Origin of the sequence: Photobacterium malacitanum, from assembly GCF_900185615.1 — a bacterium.
Taxonomy (GTDB): domain Bacteria; phylum Pseudomonadota; class Gammaproteobacteria; order Enterobacterales; family Vibrionaceae; genus Photobacterium; species Photobacterium malacitanum.
Map to the genome: position 1 here is coordinate 474,361 of NZ_FYAK01000002.1, position 18,358 is coordinate 492,718.

At 36.4% G+C, this 18,358-nt stretch carries 12 protein-coding genes; 3 read left to right on the forward strand and 9 right to left on the reverse strand.

Annotated features, from left to right (window positions below; genetic code table 11):
* Window positions 1-164: 164 nt before the first annotated feature.
* From dptH to PMAL9190_RS07395, 6 genes are all read right to left on the reverse strand, one after another.
* Window positions 165-5,180: a DNA phosphorothioation-dependent restriction protein DptH gene (dptH, locus tag PMAL9190_RS07370; RefSeq protein ID WP_235004317.1), complete on the reverse strand. Its 5,016-nt coding sequence runs from the start codon at window positions 5,178-5,180 to the stop codon at window positions 165-167.
* Entirely contained in the window at window positions 5,161-6,474 is a 1,314-nt protein-coding gene (dptG, locus tag PMAL9190_RS07375; protein ID WP_087844581.1) for a DNA phosphorothioation-dependent restriction protein DptG, read from the reverse strand. The genes dptH and dptG overlap by 20 nt, the downstream gene beginning before the upstream one ends.
* A complete protein-coding gene (gene dptF, locus PMAL9190_RS07380; RefSeq protein WP_087844582.1) occupies window positions 6,467-8,068 on the reverse strand; it encodes a DNA phosphorothioation-dependent restriction protein DptF in 1,602 nt (533 codons plus the stop codon). The genes dptG and dptF overlap by 8 nt, the downstream gene beginning before the upstream one ends.
* A 400-nt stretch (window positions 8,069-8,468) precedes the next feature.
* On the reverse strand, window positions 8,469-10,466 hold the full coding sequence (locus tag PMAL9190_RS07385) for an ankyrin repeat domain-containing protein (protein ID WP_087844583.1): 1,998 nt from the start codon (window positions 10,464-10,466) through the stop codon (window positions 8,469-8,471).
* A 443-nt stretch (window positions 10,467-10,909) separates the two neighbouring features.
* Entirely contained in the window at window positions 10,910-11,068 is a 159-nt protein-coding gene (locus PMAL9190_RS20205; RefSeq protein ID WP_159458371.1) for a hypothetical protein, read from the reverse strand.
* 103 nt (window positions 11,069-11,171) lie between these two features.
* A complete protein-coding gene (locus PMAL9190_RS07395) occupies window positions 11,172-11,357 on the reverse strand; it encodes an AlpA family transcriptional regulator (RefSeq protein WP_087844585.1) in 186 nt (61 codons plus the stop codon).
* A 468-nt stretch (window positions 11,358-11,825) separates the two neighbouring features.
* Between PMAL9190_RS07395 and ylqF the strand changes: the two genes are divergently transcribed.
* Both ylqF and PMAL9190_RS07405 read left to right on the forward strand, forming a co-directional pair.
* Window positions 11,826-12,782 (forward strand): ribosome biogenesis GTPase YlqF, encoded by a 957-nt coding sequence (ylqF, locus tag PMAL9190_RS07400; protein WP_087844586.1) that lies wholly within the window; start codon window positions 11,826-11,828, stop codon window positions 12,780-12,782.
* Between the two features lie 553 nt (window positions 12,783-13,335).
* Window positions 13,336-14,496, forward strand: coding sequence for an MFS transporter (locus tag PMAL9190_RS07405; protein WP_370738756.1), 1,161 nt, complete (start codon window positions 13,336-13,338; stop codon window positions 14,494-14,496).
* 105 nt (window positions 14,497-14,601) lie between these two features.
* On the opposite strand, the gene PMAL9190_RS07410 is transcribed toward PMAL9190_RS07405, so the two are convergent.
* Window positions 14,602-15,507, reverse strand: coding sequence for an ROK family protein (locus PMAL9190_RS07410; RefSeq protein ID WP_087844587.1), 906 nt, complete (start codon window positions 15,505-15,507; stop codon window positions 14,602-14,604).
* 255 nt (window positions 15,508-15,762) lie between these two features.
* Here PMAL9190_RS07410 and rodA point away from each other — a divergent pair, with 255 nt between their 5' ends.
* Entirely contained in the window at window positions 15,763-16,854 is a 1,092-nt protein-coding gene (gene rodA / locus PMAL9190_RS07415; protein WP_087844588.1) for a rod shape-determining protein RodA, read from the forward strand.
* Window positions 16,855-16,951: 97 nt separating this feature from the next.
* On the opposite strand, the gene PMAL9190_RS07420 is transcribed toward rodA, so the two are convergent.
* Window positions 16,952-17,950, reverse strand: coding sequence for an outer membrane beta-barrel protein (locus tag PMAL9190_RS07420; RefSeq protein ID WP_087844953.1), 999 nt, complete (start codon window positions 17,948-17,950; stop codon window positions 16,952-16,954).
* A gap of 171 nt (window positions 17,951-18,121) precedes the next feature.
* A complete protein-coding gene (locus tag PMAL9190_RS07425) occupies window positions 18,122-18,358 on the reverse strand; it encodes a DUF3389 domain-containing protein (protein ID WP_087844589.1) in 237 nt (78 codons plus the stop codon).

Sequence of the window (18,358 nt, forward strand, 5' to 3'; positions counted from 1 at the left end):
TGTTAACTATTTGTAAAAATATCGTGTGTCAATATCGATATGGAAAGCCCAATTTAGCGACAGTATAATTTAATAGACAAACCCATATAGTTTTAAAAATCAGAGTGTTTAACTAAAATGAACAACAACACTCTGATTTTTATCAAAATAAATTTAATTATTAATTAAATACACACTCTTGCACACTGTATTCTTACTAACTTACCTTCTGACTTTAGATAAGCATCTCCTTTACCATTCAGTACTTCAGCGCCTTGTTCATCTAAAATAACACGGCTTTCTATGCCATTTTTAACTCGTAAGGCTAACTGAGCAGGTAAGTTAGAACGCAAATTTGTGCTAATTACATCACCACTAGGTTTTTGGGTAGCAATAATTAAGTGAATCCCTGCTGCACGGGCTTTTTGTGCCAAACGTTTCAGTTCAGCTTCGATATCTTTCTTCATGTCTTTATCAGAAGTCAGATCTGCATATTCATCAAGAACCAAAACCCACCAAGGAATTCGCTCTTCTTCGCTTACCTTTGCATTGTAATCAGGTAACGAGCGAACACTCTGGGCTTTGAACTTCTTATAACGTGATTGCATCTCTTCAACAGCTTGTTTAAGCAGCTCCAATGCATCCTCATCATCAAAACCAATACGACCAATCAAATGCGGATATCGCTCAAAATCATTAAGTTCTGTTCCCTTAGGATCTATCAGCATTAACTTAAGCTCGTCAGCACCGTAGTGTTCAACCATTCCATATAAGATCGTATTCAAAGCTTCAGATTTACCACTACCAGTGGTCCCACCAATCAATAAGTGAGGACAGTTCGATGACGAAAAATTAAGTTTGATGACTTCGCCAAAGCGGTCTTCACCTAACGGTATTTCAAGTGCAGATTCAGGACGTTTCCAGTTCGGCCAAATATCATTTTGATCAACAAAGTAGCGTTGTTCTTGGTTCTTAGGAACATCTATAGTGATACAGCCTTTATCAATATCGAAACCAATATCCTGTTCTTGACTTAACTTCAACGCCAACTTTAACGACTGAGACTTAGCAAAAACATTTTCCGGCTTATCCCCCAAATTCAATCCAACCCTGAATAGAATAGAAGCAGGTCCTTCAATATAAGGCTCAACATTGTCCGGCTTTAGCAACGTGATTTTATGGCTGTAATAACAATCAATAATTTGCTGGTAGATTGACTCTAGTTCTTCCGTCGACATTCTTTTTCTAACCGATACTACCGTTTCATTCAGTGGTTGAACTTCTTTATCATTAGGTATTAAAGCTTCATCGCCAGGCTTATTCTCATACTTAGAGTCACTATCGACTTCGTCAATTGACTTTTCAGGCTCGTTTTCAATTATTAGAGAGCGAATAGTACATCCCTTTTCTAAAATATAACGAGCATCTATATGATGAAGCTTAGCTGGTGTGAGCTCTGTGAATAAAGTACGCATTGGCGTTCTTACCCAGTGACCCAAATTACCCGCAGGTAACTCTATTTTTAGTATGTCATGTACCTTCATAAAAGAAGCTTTACTAAAATCGTGATCTTCTACGTTTACGAACAAGAAGCCTGCAGGATAGTCCACCAGCTCAGCCAGTTGGTAATCGCCCTGCAACCAATAAGCATTGTTCTTTTCGATAAGGTCAAAATAGCCTTTTTCGTAAACGTTATAGAGCTTATATTTATCTATTTGCATTAGGACTTGACGGATGAATAGTCCTCGGTAAAGGTTCCCTGCAAGGTTCTGTTGCCCTAATAACGATTCGAAGTACCTTTTCAATTCTTGAGCTTGCTCTACTCCCTTACTATGTGTCTGTCTTTTGCCCGTTTTCACTTCAACAGGCAGTAAGATCATTTGTTGGCCTTTAAACCCGACAAATAGTATATCGTCTGAAATAACCCCTTTTTTAAATCCTTGTGCATGACGAGACAGATCGCTATCTGCCATATTCAAACCGAGATTTCCGGCTACACGAACAATCTCAGCAATAGAAAGAGGAACCCAAATAATATCTGAATCAGCTACTAAGCAATTAATATATTTGTAAGCACAGATAATTCCACGCTTCTCTTTACGTTCATTGTCTTTTGCAGTTACTAAATTGAGTAACCACTCTCCGTTGAAGGCATTAAACTCTTCAATGACCCCACCTTCATCATTTTCGAGCACTTTATGATATAAATCTGTTTGCTTAGTGACTGTTATCGCATCATAGTTAACTGAGTTAGTATAGTTATCAGAATAATGAATAAGAACCATATTCTTTTGATTTTCAAAGAACTCTAGTGTCACCTTAGGATCAATGATCGTAGTCCAAATAGAATTCTCATATGCTCGTTCTAGAAGTACCTTGAAGTTTTCAGTGACGACTAATGCTTGCGATTTAGCATCACCATACTCTTCATGTTGTCGCTTCGCAGGTTTAACTAGCCCGCCGTATTTAGCTGCTAGTTTCAATTGAGGAGCACTGTTAAGATCGACACCTTGTAGACCAAATGCTGTATAATAACTGCCGTTTTTATTGGTAGCAGCTTCTCCAGGCATAAGTCCGTTACTGACTACACCCGTAACTTGTTTTAAAACATCTACATCTGTAGCTTGAACACGTTCATTATTTTTAAAAAAGCTCATATGAGCATAAGCTTGCTCTTTTCCGCCATCTTCATGCTTATATTTACTATAAGTTAAACGCGTTCTAAGCAGATCAATAATGCTATCTGCTTGTCCTTTAGCTGACCCCTTATTTAACTCACATAAGTCTTTTAGTTCGTCATTACCTGCCGCATCAGCAAACTTATCGAACCAACTATCACTTTCTTTCTTGTCATATAAATTAACGTGAATATTGGTAACTTTGTCTTTCTTTTGCTTGATGAAATCGATCAAACCCAAGAAAATTTCCTTGTTTTCACCATTATTAACAGAATTAATGATCAATGTAGTCTTACTGCCCGCAACAAATAGATGTTTAAAAGCGACTGAGAACTTACTCACCTTGTCCGTAACTAATCTGCGCACATAATCATAACTACTATCTTTCTGAGGAATTAGCTTTGACCAAAATACGTTTTCTTTTATTACATGGTTATATGCAAATTCATTAATCTGGTCATAGACAAATGGAAGCAAACCTTGTGCTGTTAACCTTTGAATCGTGATCGGAGGTAATTTTACGAAACTCTTTGCACCGTCTTTATCCTCTTTTAAGACCTTAGCCAAATTAGAATTATAGGCTAATACTAATGGGTGAAAAGGCGTGATAAAAGTCTCACCTTCAATATCAGAAAACCCTATATTCATTAGCATCTTATGTTTTTCATGTAGAGGTGCATGATATGGTATTTTGTCTATTGCAGTTTGATAAGCAATCACTACACAACTGACTAATTCGTTAAGTTTACTTCCCCAACTTGATAAACTGAGTAGCGTTTTATCTCGTGTCAAAGCCTCAAACAACCCTTTATAAGCCTCAAAAAGTATAGGGAAGTCTTCGTCCAAATCACTTAAATGAAGATTACCTTTCGTTTCACTCGAAGCCAAAAGTCCACCATCAAGCAACTTAGCTTCTTGCTGAAGGAGTGAGAGGCGTTTTCCTTTAGGAGCAACTTCTTTTTCATCAATGAGTATTTTCTCTTTAGCGCGGTTATAGCGACCAAAATACCCATCATCAAAAAGGGATTTAAAGCGACTTTGATCCAACATTAAAGGAAGTGATAATGAATCATCAGCAACCTCACCTTCAACATTGAACTGTAATTCGCTAAATCCACATTTCACAGTAAAGCGGATGTCATCAGAATCTCTCGCAAAAGTTTTAAAATCAACTAGTCCAGTAACAGATGTATCAAACACTTGACCATTTTCTGTCATAACACTTTGCTCTAAAAGATCACTAATTTTTAGGCTTTGCTCATCAGTCTGAAGTGTCACCCACTTTTTTAATGGATCGATTAAGTAAGTGTGCCTAAACGCATCTATGAAAAAAGCATCTTTTCTAATGACTAAAACTCTAAATTTATGTGTTTCTTTTGGTTTATCTGTTTTGACTTGAAAAGTAAAGAATCTTGGATGCCCATCGAATGCACCAGTAAGTAGAGCTCGACTTCGAACACCGCCTAAATTCTTAATAACTATGTTTATTGGTGGCTGTTTCTGATTATGCTGGATTTTGCAAAAGCTATCTCTTAGCTTTTGATTCAAGAAACAAAGATCCAGTTCAAATTCATCTTGTTCAGACTCTAATAATAGAACTATGTGTTTTTCTCTAGCTCCGGCCCCTTTTTCTGATTTAGATTTGTTCAAAAAGTCCGTATGGTGCGATGTAACACTTTCTAATTCTAATAGATTTGTTCGATTTTTTTCTTGTTCAGCAAAGCACTCACCCAAGTCTAATTTTTCTTTATATTGCTCAATGTTCTCATCAGGAAAGTGTTTTTTTATAAACTTTTCACTAAAATCTAATGCCGCAAGTTTGTCTTGTAATTCATTAGCAAAATGATGTGTTATAAAGTCTAATTTATCACTAAGCGTTTTGTTTTCCTTTAGACGCTCTGCTATCTGCTCACCTTCCCAGCCTTCTTGCGAAAGCTGGTCGTCTTTTAACAATCCTAACTCATGAAATTGTAAATCTCCGTCAGCAATGGCGTCGTACAGTTTTTCAAAACCAAACATCGTTGCATTGTCATCTTGAATTTCATCAAAATGATAGTTAAGCAAACACTCAGAAATTTTTGCTTTCTCGTCATTTGGATCAATTTCTTTATGTAATAAATCTCTAATATTTTCTGGGTACCAAACGAAACCAGCTTGAGCAACATCTTCTGTAGAATTTCGAAGAGTATCTAGCATAGAGTTATGGATGATCAATAATGCTGTACCTTTGGCGGAACCTTCCATAGCTGACACTTCGTCACGCAAATGAGCAATATAGTTTTCGGTAAAATTCTCACCTTCACAGACGGGGATAAGCTCAACGCTTCCATACTTAATGGTCTTTAACTCAATTCCTCTAATTTCAATACTACTATTTGAAATGTCCAAAAAGGCACGATATAAACTCTGGCCTTTTTCGTTGTCAGGAGATGTGAATTGGTAGCGGAAACCGACTTTTAACTCAGCTTCGGCCCATTGACTAAAGTGGGAGACTAAGAACTTATTAAACTGTTGGTCTGACATATACTGCATCTCCACTATCACTCATTCTCTCTACGTTGCCCATACGCTCATAAAAATCTACTAGGTTCTGTTGACTCTGTTTATCAAAATAGATCCCTCTAGCTTCAAACTCTTTAATCACTTCGTGAAAACGAAGTTTATCTCTTCCACCAATAGCTAAGTTAGTAAGCAAAACAACGTAGTCTTGGTTGAACACCAATACATTCCCCCCACGCTTTCGGTTTTGAATAAAAGGATCTAGAATATTTTTCAATGTGCATTTTACTACAGTATTATTAGCAGAAGCTAAGCGCCCGCTTTTTCGATCAAATTGAGCATGAGATAACTTAAGTAACTGTTCTAAAAGACTTTTTTTATCTTCACAGTATTGCCAAACCTGCTCGCTGTTGTACCATTTCTTTTCAATTCGGTCAGCAATGAATGCTTCACCAAATTGGTTTAATTCATCAATATGACTACCACTAATCTCTTCAAAGAGCTTCCATAACGGCTTTACACTATTTTTCTCTTGTAAAGTTTCATTCATAAAAAGATATGGGAATAAATATTCCAAATAATCATGTAGCTGGGCGTAGCCATAGTTTTTAACTTGCGACCTTTCCTCACTTGCTTTTTCATTATCAACAATAAAAAAGCAAGGTTTGCTCGTTGGCTCACCATACGCCCAAGTTTTAATATTTAGAGCCATCTGAGAAATATAGAGAAACCCATAAAGCCGTATAACTTCATTAAAGTTATGAAGAAGATAGTTAGGTTTTTCATTTAGAAATTCTAAATCTTTTTTAAAATATTCAGATATAAAAGGAAGATAGGTTTGAGCTACTTTAGGTGGTTCTTTTTTACCTGAGACATGAAATTTATCAAATTCATTTTTAATCTCTCGCTCAAGAAAGTTAAGGTTAACGCCAGAAGTGCTCTCAACTGTAAAACCATTCAATAATCCCGCATACATATCACCAAGCTTCTTACTATTAGTGTCAAGCTCTTCTTTAGTCGCTTTAAAAATAAGTAGCTCTGGTGATATTTTAAACAATTCATCATTATGGAAGTACATTTTATCTATAACATTCCAAAGACTGATGTCGTCTCTTTCTAGTTTTTTTGAAAAGCTTTTTTCACATAAACCTTTAAAGTCATCTATATCTTTTGTAAAAAGAGATTTGTTATATAACAAGTGTACAAAGTACCCTAATACAGAGTCCCAGCAGAACTTATAGTGCTTATCTTTCGTTCTCAATGGTAAAAATGAGCTAAAAGCATTGTTACTAGGAGGGATAAGGTTTTGTTTAATCATTATTTAGACCACTCACTGCATACTTATCATCTTCATCATCGGTCACTGTAATATGCTGTTCCCCATTAATGATGTGTAGTGTTTTTTCTTTATTAGCTATTTTCGATATTTCTTCTACGAGCTCGTCCAACAGTACTACTGTATTTTTGTCATGTTTATTAGGTCGATATCCATCAACTATTCTTTTCATCAGCTGTAGTAAGTTTATATTAACGGGCAAAGTTAGGCTTTCACTACCGACACTAATACAAGCTGTAAAGTAAGAGACTTGAGTCATGAGCTGCTTAGGTACACTTTTTAAATCTGGTGTTATATCCAATTTTCCAACTAGTTGATAACCATTCTTTTCTGAAATCAAATATTGACCAGTTCGTAGATTTGGTGCATTACGATTGTTATATTTTCTAATAGCCGTCCGCAAAGTGTTATTGCAAAAATCTCTTATTATACTTCTACACTCATCACTATTATCATAATCTCGATGGTTTTGATAAATCTTAATGTATTCGTCAATTAACGACTGATTAAAGTCTTGAGAGAACCGCTCATGATAGTTATTGGCATAGTCTTCACTTTTTAAGATATAAAATAATCTTAAATATGAATTACTAGATTTCAATTTTTCTATCCCAAGATCCTGCAGGTGAGATTTAAACTCTTCAAATTCGGTATCAGAAAGGCCTAAATCATTTGCTAAGATAAATCTGTCTATTTTCTTCGTTCGTAAATGGGCAGGATCAAAATCAACAATCTTTTTCGCTAACTCATTATCACCGCCAGAAAAAAGGTTATCAAACAAATAGCCGGGACCAACGAGCAGCATAAATATGAAATCAAGTAGAGCACGCGCTGTAACAAATTGATCTTGCATTAAACGAGCTTTGAACAATAGATCTATGACGGTACGTTGAACGGCAGGAAGACTTAAAAGTTCATAGTTTGCTTGCAATCTTCGGGACTCACAGTCTAAGTATTCAGACTTGTCCTTATCAAAAATTTGGCGTATTAAATTATTTTCTTTAGCTGTAAGCTTTTTTAATAGTTTTTCAGCAAAATCCGATGAATAGCCACTATCATCAATAACAAACTTTGGGTAGCGCTCAAAGTCTATAAAATAAAACCCACTCTCAGCATTTCCAGACTCTAAATAGTTCTTAATAACAGACTTAAATCTCTCATTACTTCCCTCTTCAGCGTAGTTACCAAGCATTCCTGTGTTAATACCAACAACTAAGGGCTTTGATTGAGATAAATACTCATTAAAAACTTTATCTAGAGTCTGAATCGCATTTTCACAAGGATCAAAACTATGAGTTGCATCTAAATGAAACTTTGCTCTTGTTTTATATTCTTTTTTACAAGCCGTAAGTAATTCAGACTTACCATCACCACTACTTCCACAAAGAAATAATACTTCTGGTTTATTAGAAGAAAAGCTTGATATTAGTTTATCAACATCATTTGCTATTGGCATATCTATATAAAGATATGCCTTTATATCATCGAGTTGATCCTTTTTTTGATCGAGTCTTTCGGTCGATACTGCATATGGAGATGACTTTGACAGTACGCTTAACGCTTCTTTTAATATCATAACTTACTCATACATCTAATCGCTCTACTTTAACAGTTTCATTATCTAAATGTGCTAATACCTGTTATTAGCACCACACATTAAGGAAAAATCACCTAATCTTTTTGGAATAGAGACTACCCTTTTTATTCAAGATCTTAAACTAAAAATTAATCAAATATATACAAATAAAACATTACTCAATAAGTTGCTTTATATTCATAAAACATAAAAGTTATAATGTCTAAATTCTAAGCTATAGTTAACTTTTTGTTAACTACTATGCATCGCATTGGATTATAATTTATGTATAGATAATAAGAAAAATGAATCTCAGTGAATATGATACTGTTCTCGTTTTATATTTAATACAAAAAAAAGCTTGTGATTCACATCACAAGCTTTTTAAACATCTACTTAATCAATAGAGAGCCAACACTTTAAGTGCTTCCTTTGACTGCCATGCCGCTGCAATTTCTCTTACGGTATAACGGCGATTTGTTTGAGGATCAAAGCACGTATCGTCAATGTTCCCTTTTTTGTTCGCATTTAGCATATACTCACACAATTCAGCTTCATCTAACTCTACTGCGAGCATCAACGGTGTAAATCCTTTAAGGGATGTATCATGCTTAGCATTTACATCAGCACCTTGAACAATGAGATATTTAGCGATGTTACGGAAACCTTCAATCGACGTATTCTGTAAAATACTATCAATTTCAATCGCTTTAATCTTATCCATTATCGAACTATATATAACGTCGCTTTCTTTTTCACGAAGATATTGAATTAACCCTTCTTTATCATGTGGGACAAAACCAACGTTATTTGCCATAAGTGATCGTAAATTTAAGCCACTAAATTTAGTCTTTTCAACATGAATCGCCGCTGTTATTGGACGCTTATGATGAATCAACAACCCAATACTTGTGAATAATGGTGTTTCAAAACCAACATCGTGTTGTTGATCGATATCAGCCCCTAATTCAACAACTTTTTTTACGATGTCTAATCGTCCAGTTTGAATCGCACATCCTAGTGCTGTTAGTCTTCGTTTAGCTGTGATTAAGTTTACTGTTTCTGAAGTATGTCGCTTTGCTGCGATAGTATTAAACATACACTCTGATAAGTTTTTAATTGGGAATCTATTAACTTGCATTGCTTGCACTGCCTTCAGGAGTGCACTCTCATTTGATGTTTTTGCTATTTTATCAACATGTGCGCCAGCTTCAATTAATGCAGCAACAGAATCTTCATTTGCATTCCAAGCATAATAAACTAACTGTGGCATTCGCTTAACTAAGCCATCTTCCATACCAACAGAGATAACTTTATCTGGATTTTTAATATCTAACTTATATTGTTGATCATCAAGGACGATACCATAAGGGACTGCTGAAAAATCAGGGTATACCGCACCAGGAAAAAACGATTCTTTTGTAAAAAATGAATCGAAGAATTGTGCATAGGCATCAACTTCCCAAGACTCAATAACTTCTGTTTTCTTCTTTTTAGGATGAGCAAACTCTGCGGGTAAAATTTCAAAATGAAATAATCCAGAGATATTACGTAATCGATTAATAAATGTTTTATCTGGTGTTGGTTTTCTAGACGCTATTAAAATCGCTTCTTTTACTATTTTTTGAGTCGCTTCATTATTTCTATATAAAACTTGTTCAAATGCTATCTCATACATTTTTAAAGCGTCATCTAATTCACCACAATGGAGTAAATAACGACCATTCATCCAATAATAAAAATAACTCATTTCATTATCTTTATCGTATTCTGATAAATAATCATTCACTTTTTCAAGTAAGGTAACAATTATCTTTTTCTGTTCTTCATAACGAGGATGTCTAAACAACAGTAATCCAAATAACTCTTGATATAAGCTGCCATAATTTTTTTGTATATGAGTAGTTTCTCGTCTTAGAACGTTTAATGAATTAATAATGTTGTCTGATTGGTCTTGAATATTAATCGTTTTAATAAAATTAATATCACACAAGCCAGATGTGACAAAATAATAGTCCCAAATACGGGCTGTAATTAATCGAGTTTTAATTACCTTCCAATCATGATAATCAGCATATTGCCCGCCGAAAGACGCTATCGTTGAAAGATCGGGTAATTCTGGGCTATCTTGCGTCCATTTATATAATCGTTCATTAAAACGTGCTTTTTGATCACAATCCAAAGAATCAGCATATTGGCACCAATGACGATCACTTTTTAATCTCTCCATCATAAATTGCATTGCTGTTTTACCACTTGATGCTAAATCTTGAGCTGTAATTTTCATAGAATCAAATACTGTCATACAAAGCTGAGAAATTAGTGATGATAATAGCTTTTTATCTAAAACTTCTTGAGCTTTATCTATATCCACACCATCAAGAGAAATATCATTCATGAGATTAATATAACTTTTTTCCAAACTTTCATCTTGATCAAAATATGGTTAGCAAAAAATATATTTACTATTTTGATATATCTTCTTAGATCAAATAGTTTTTCAATTCATTGAATTTAAATGGGCTCACATCTAATTTTAAACATGCATTATCTATATCTTTTGCTGATCTAGACTTTGACCCTAATGCTTTTGATAAATCACGTAGTAATACTTTCAAGCTAAAGTATGGCGTTTTATTCACTTTAATTATCTCGTTAATTTTTGAATATCATTCAAAAAATTCTTATATGCTCGTCGATCACTCGGTGAAGTTGGAACAGTTATTCTTTTACCTTCAGGAGAATGTAACTTTCCATGTTTCCGACCTGAAGTGTAAAGCCATTGATTACGTAATAAATTTGTTATTAGTTTTTGAATATCTTTATTATTACTGTATTTTTTCATGATAAAAGTGAGCTATTGATAGCCCACTCCATTATGCTACTATTTATTACTATTCCAGTTGCTCCTGCTTTTTGAGCACGAGCAGCAAAACTACCTTGAGATGATTGAATACGTGATGCAGCAGCAGGTGTCATTGGTGTTTTAGACTTAGTCATTCTTTATCTTTTAACCTTGTTGTAAGAAGTCCCAATATCTTAATCCTCACGCCAAAACCAAACGACAGGTTAACTGGCTAAAAAATTTTTATTTCATTATTTGTTAAAAACCATGACGATCAGACACCCTTTCCAGCATCCAATCGGTTATTTCACTCTCGACCCAAGCCACGGCTCTGCCACCTAACGATACTGTTTTAGGAAAGCGCCCTTCTGCCATGTAGTTATAAATACTTGAGCGTCCTAAACCAGTTACGTGCATGACTTCTTTTAAACGGATGAATCTCATGATGAATTCCTTTAAATTGTTTCATTCATCAAATTGACGGAATTCATATTTTTAATTATACCCACTAGCTTATCCCCCCTCATTACCTCACTGCCCTCATAAATCCGAAATCAAAGAAATTTCAAACACATATCATCCTTGTGTAGAAGCCCATTAAGCATAAGGAATCAAGGCTATGCACAAACCAAACGACTATGTTGTTCATACTCTTATGACAGCAGATAAAGTATTAAATAAATCCGAACAATAACTAACCATGCTTACGGCGCTGTAACGTCTAAATACATTAACGGGCAAGCATCCCCTAACAGTTATGGTAAACTCAGTGATAAGTATTTGTATGTAAGCGATAGCAGCATTACCAATGTGGATAGAAAATGATGTCCACAGCTATCTTTTACAGTAAATTTTAGTACCTCTGGTTGTATCCCATAGGTTAACTAGAAAAATAAAGAGTATATAAATCAAATGAGTAGTCAGAGTATCCAGTGGTTCCCGGGCCATATGCACAAAGCCCGTAAAGAAATTGAAGAGGCAATGCCGAAAGTCGATGTGATCATCGAAGTGCTAGATGCCCGTATTCCTTTTAGTAGTGAAAACCCACTGATCAAATCATTCCGTGAAACTAATGATGGCAAACCGGTTGTTAAAGTACTTAACAAGCGTGATTTAGCTGATCCTGAAATGACCCAACTTTGGATCAATCACCTTGAAAAAGAACAAGGTGTAAAAGCAATTGCGATCACGACCGAGAACTTAAACGAAGTAAACCAGATCATGGATTTATGCCGTAAACTTGCGCCACAGCGTGAAGAAGCGGGTAAAAAGATTCGTACCATGATCATGGGTATTCCTAACGTTGGTAAATCAACCATCATTAATGCCCTTGCTGGTCGTACTGTCGCAATCACGGGTAACCAACCTGCGGTTACACGTCAGCAGCAACGGATTAATTTAGATAATGGTATTTTGTTATCTGACACCCCTGGAATTTTATGGCCAAAAGTAGAGAACCCGCACAGTGGTTTTCGTCTAGCGGCAACAGGGGCGATTAAAGATACCGCCATGGATTACATTGATGTTGGCTTCTTTACTATTGAGTACCTTATTAAGGCTTACCCAGAATTAATCAAATCACGTTATAACCTTGATGATGACCTTCCTAACTCTGAAATTGAACTAATAGAAGAAATCGGCCGCAAGCGTGGTTGTTTAAAAGGCGGTGGTCGTGTTGATTTACACAAAACGTCAGTTATTTTAATTAACGAATTACGTAATGGTACTTTGGGTAACATTACTCTTGAGCATCCAGAGATGATCACTGAAGAGTTGATTAATGTTGCGATTGCTGAAGAGCGTAAAACTGAAGCAAAAATCAAGAAGAAAGAAGAGCGTCGTAAGCGTTACCTTAAAAACAAACGTTAATTAATAAAACAATATTTTTTTACATAAGTTTTAATAGTCACTTCCATCTATTTATTAATTTATATCTGATGGAGTGACTTTTTTTGACCAATCAATAAATACCCTCCCCTAAGAAAAAAATTTATTGGTGATCATTAATTTTTTTCTTCCTAAATACCCAAAAATCAATCATTAAACTCAATTACAACACTAATGAATTTGTTGTTATTAATTGATTGATTCAGCCACACAATTATTGTAACTCATTAAATAAAAACTACTTTTACCTTTAAAGTACTCTATTGAATGCATTGGATTAAACATAACTCTAATCATTTTTTTTCTATCGATAACATTATAATTAAAAACATTGTTTCGGATTAGTTTTTCTCATTTTACTCCCGCCTCAGTTGCGTGAATAATCGCTGCGTTTTCAGTCGAAAGCAAACCTAAACAGCACTGTCTCTTCTACCTTATCAGCCTTTCTGGTTGATGGGGTGATACTCTTTCAGGGTTACTCCTTTTATTAAAAGAGACAGATATTCTAAACCGAATTTATGTGGAGAGTACGGTAGTGCAACAAACCACTACTTGTCACCAAAGCAACGGCATGCTTGTGCCAGTTGCGGGACTAACTGTATTTGCAATTGCTTCAGGCTACTTAATGAGCTTGATCCCGCTATCATTAGCAAATTTTAATATTGATAGTAGTTATGCCAGTTGGTTAGCGAGTATCTATTATATTGGCTTATTAATCGGTTCATTAATGATTGAACCTATTATTGCCAAAATAGGTCACCGTATCGCCTTTATTAGCTTTCTTGCATTATTAGCTTCAACGGTTGCTGTGTTACCTTTGTTTCCACACAAAGAAGTATGGTTATTTGCACGCTTAGTTGCAGGTATGGCTGTTGCAGGTATTTTTGTCGTTGTTGAATCATGGCTATTGATTGGCGATAGTGCAAAAGAGCGTGCTAAACGTCTTGGTTTTTACATGACGTCGTTATATGGCGGTACAACAATTGGTCAGCTTGCTGTTGGCTATTTCGGTATTAAAGGATTTATTCCTTTTGTTGTGATCATGGTATTACTGCTAATCGCTATTTTACCACCATTATTGATCAAGCAAGGCCAGCCTGATAGCAGCGGTCACCAAGTATTGTCACTTAAGCAAATTTCACGTTTAAGTAAGCCTGCAATTATCGGCTGTATTACTTCAGGCGTAGTAATGGGTAGCATCTATGGTCTAATGCCATTGGCACTGAAAAAAAGTGAGCTAACAACCAACCAAATTGGGGTGTTAATGGCGGCGATCATTTTAGGTGGCATGGTTATTCAGCCTATTGTTAGTAAGCTGTCGATTCGTATGAGCAAAACATTACTGTTAGCGTTAATGTCATTGTTAGGTGTGTTTGCGATGGGTCTAACTTACTTATCACCAGATTACATCGTGTTAATCACAGCATTAGCGCTACTTGGTATGTCTGCATTTGCACTATACCCAATTGCGATCACATTAGCGTGTGACAACTTGGATTCTTCATATATTGTTGCAGCGACACAAGTGATGCTATTTAGTTACAGCATTGGCTCGGCATTAGGTCCAATTGGTGCTAATAGCTTTATGGCACAACCTGGTGGATTAATGGACTTCTTCTTTATCGTACTTCTTGCGACAGCTATTTATATGCTATTTGCAAGTTTACAACGCAAGCCTCAGATTTTAGCAAGCTAAGTACAATAAAAGAACTAAAAAAGGCGTGATGGCAGTAGTTATTAACACTAACTAATTTGCTATCACGCCTTTTTGTTATCTGATAATAATCAATTAAAAAGTGGTTTATTTAACCAAGGCTGCAGCACCAAAAACACCCGCACTGTCACCTAAATCCGGCTTCACTATTTGTGTATTAAGCTCGCCGTTAAAGAGGTGTGGTAAAATCGCGGCTTTAGCATGCTGATATAACGCATCAATATTACCCACGCCACCGCCAATCACTATCACATCAGGATCTAACACATTGATGATCTGTGCTGCTGCAATACCAAAGTAATGCGACATTCTTGCCAAGGTTGCTTGCGCATGAGGATCATTATCAGCGGCTAATTCAACAATTTCAGGCAATGAGAGTGCTTTTCCTGTTTGTTCAAAATAAAACCGTTCTAATCCTTTGCCTGAAATCACCGTTTCTAAACAGCCTGATTGTCCACAATAACAAGGCGCACCGTTAGGTTCGATGACGTTGTGGCCCCACTCTCCTGCAATACCATGACAGCCATATAATCCTTTACCATTTACGACAATACCAGAGCCGACGCCAGTACCCATAATGATCCCAAACACCACTTCTGCATTGGGTTTAACTCGCTTTGCTGCCCCAAAATGTGCTTCTGCTAAGGCGAAACAGTTGGCATCGTTAGCTAACACCACTTTAGCGCCAAGTCGTTTGGTCAGATCTTTATCAAGCGGTTTGCCATTAAGCGCGGTTGAATTACAGTTTTTCATCACCCCATAGTGAGGATCTAACGTACCCGGTGTACCAAAGCCAATCGCTTGAGGTCGTTGCCCTAATTGCTCTGCACAGTGGTTAATCAATGTCTCAATTTGATTTAAAATATGATCATAACCTTGATCGCTTTCTGTTGCGATTCGCTCTCGTACTACACAAGTATCAGTGCTACGTTCAATCACTGCACACTCAATTTTGGTACCGCCTAAATCAACACCCCAATAATAACGATCCATTGTTACTCCACTGCTATTTTGTTATTTCGAGTTAGTATACTTGAGGCATAGGAGTAAATACTGCGATCTTGCCGAAATTTTATTCGATAATATCTATCATTGGGGCGATTAAAACGTAAAAATTGTGCATTTATTAGCTCACGGCAACAGAAATACATTTTCTTGCAAAATATCTCTTGTCGCGAAGAAATATTATTTTAAAGTAGCGGTACTTTTCATCGATGCGCAATTTCGCGTGACTTACAGTAGTACTAAATGAATAAATACCGTCCTTATCTTGATATGCCTCTTTGTATATCAATTCTCCTTTTGATTACATTTAGTTCATTAACCGTATGGAGTGCCAGCAGCTTTAGTGTACCCATCATTGAGCGTCATCTTATTCGTGGCATGCTAGCTATTGGTGCACTAATTGTGATGTCTGCAATCGCGCCAGCCACTTATCAACGTTATACACCCTATTTATTTATGCTAACGGTAATTTTATTACTGGGTGTTTTTGTTAGCGGTGACAGCACCAACGGTTCACGACGCTGGTTAGCGCTTGGGCCGATTCGTTTTCAGCCATCAGAGCTGGTAAAAGTCGCTGTGCCACTAATGATGGCGTGGATTTTAATTGCAGAAGCAGGACGTCCAACACTTAAAAAAATCCTGATTTGTTTGATGATAACAGCGATTCCGGCTGGACTAATTTTTATTCAGCCTGATCTTGATGGTGCCATCTTTACCATTTTGTACGCGTTATTTGTACTTTATTACGCAGGCATGAGTTGGAAGTTAATATCAACAGTGTTGGGCATTATTGGCGTTAGCATCCCTTTAGCTTGGTATTTTGTAATGGCAACCTACCAGAAAAAACGCGTACTGCAATTTCTTAACCCAGAATCAGATCCACTTGGCTCGGGCTATCAAATTATTCAATCAAAAATTGCAATTGGCTCAGGTGGCTTGCGCGGTAAAGGTTGGACAGATGCCACTCAAGGTAATTTAGGCTTTATTCCTGAAAGTCACACTGACTTTATTTTTTCAACCTTTGCTGAGGAATGGGGATTTTGGGGAAGCGCATTACTATTAGGAATTTACGCCTTTATGACCTTTCGCGTTATTTGGTTAGCTAATCAATCGGAATCACCGTTTGCACGTTTAGTCAGTGCCTCTTTTGCCCTTAGTTTCTTTTTATATAGCTTTATTAATATTGGCATGGTGAGTGGTGTGTTGCCTGTAATGGGAAGTCCGTTACCTTTCTTTAGCTATGGTGGTTCTGCCATTATTACTCAAGGGGCTATCTTTGGCATGATAATGTCTTTGTGTTTACGTAAAAAATCTATTTGCGCACCAAGTAAATAATCCTTTCTTGTTACAAAAAGCCATATAAAAAAGCCAATCATGGACATTATTTGCATGATTGGCTTTTTGCTATTTCTGCTACAACATTTAGGTTCGATTAACGCTCAGAAGCCGCTTCTGTTGCAATCTTTAACGCAGGAGAAGTAATCTCTACACGACGGTTCTGTGCACGTCCTTCAGCAGTATCATTGCTAGCCACAGGGTGTTGTTCACCCATACCTTGCGCTGTAACTTGTGCAGGATCTGCAACATATTTGGCTAATTCAGAAGCAACAGCGTTAGCACGTTTTTCAGATAATGTTTGGTTATAAGCCGCTGTACCAGTATTAGACGTATAGCCAGTTACAACAACGGTAGCGTTAGGGTAACGGGTTAAACGCTGCTTCATAGGTTGCAGTGCTTTTTCATTATCAGCGGTTAATTTATACTGATTAACACCATAACCTAATGATAATGTTGATGGCTCAATTGTTACCGTTTGTGCTACTGCAGGGGCAATAGTATCAACGACTACAGGCTTCGCTCCCCAGTTGTAAACCAAGCTTAAGCCATAGAAGTTAGTATCAAACTTATAGCTTAAATCAGTACCGCGAGGTTTTGAGGTTAAATCGTGGTAGTACTGGTATTCAAGACGTGTAGATAAGTGATCGGTTAATTGATATTCAACACCCGCACCAACAGTACCGACAACATGATCATCTGTATCACTAACACCATTTCCATGGTAAGCCGTTAGCATGTAACTACCGCCCGCTTTAGCAAATAAGCCCCAGCTATCATTAAGATGCCATGTTGCTTTACCCGTTAAATCAAACGCGTGTTGTTTAATATTTTGATGATTAACCTGCGCATCACCTAGCCAAGTATAACCAGTTTCAACCGCAAACCATGGGGTAATATTATAACCTGCAAAAATACCCGCACCCAGATCGTTTTGTTTCAAACCAAGGTTCGATGCATGGCCATTCTGTTCAAAGTGTGAATAATTAGCATCACCTAAACGAACACCAACATAATAAGGATTAGCAGGAGCTGCTTGAGCAACACCAGAAATAAGAACAGCAAGCGGTAACAGCGCAAAATATTTTTTAGACATACTATTTACTTTATATTGATTAATATTAGATTTTTTATTGATGCAATTAACTGCACAGCCACCAATAATGCCAAAATGGTATTTATTTGTCATACTTAAATAAAAATAAAGCCATTTAGTGATGATTAACATCAAGATTCAATCGCAAAATACCAACAATAGTTCAAATAATCAGTAATGCGTAATTGCAATTCCTATCTCAGCGGCTAGCTGCTGCAGTTGCTCATCAGTATCTAATTTCACCGACCAATTCAAACCACTACCAATAGCTGTGATCACATTGGCCCCTCCAATTAAGGTTAATTCGTCAACTTGTGCCTGCATCGTAATTCGGCAATCACCTTCGATTCGAATAACAACTTCATGTTGAGTCGCAATAATTTTGCCTTGAGAAAAACTAATGATCAT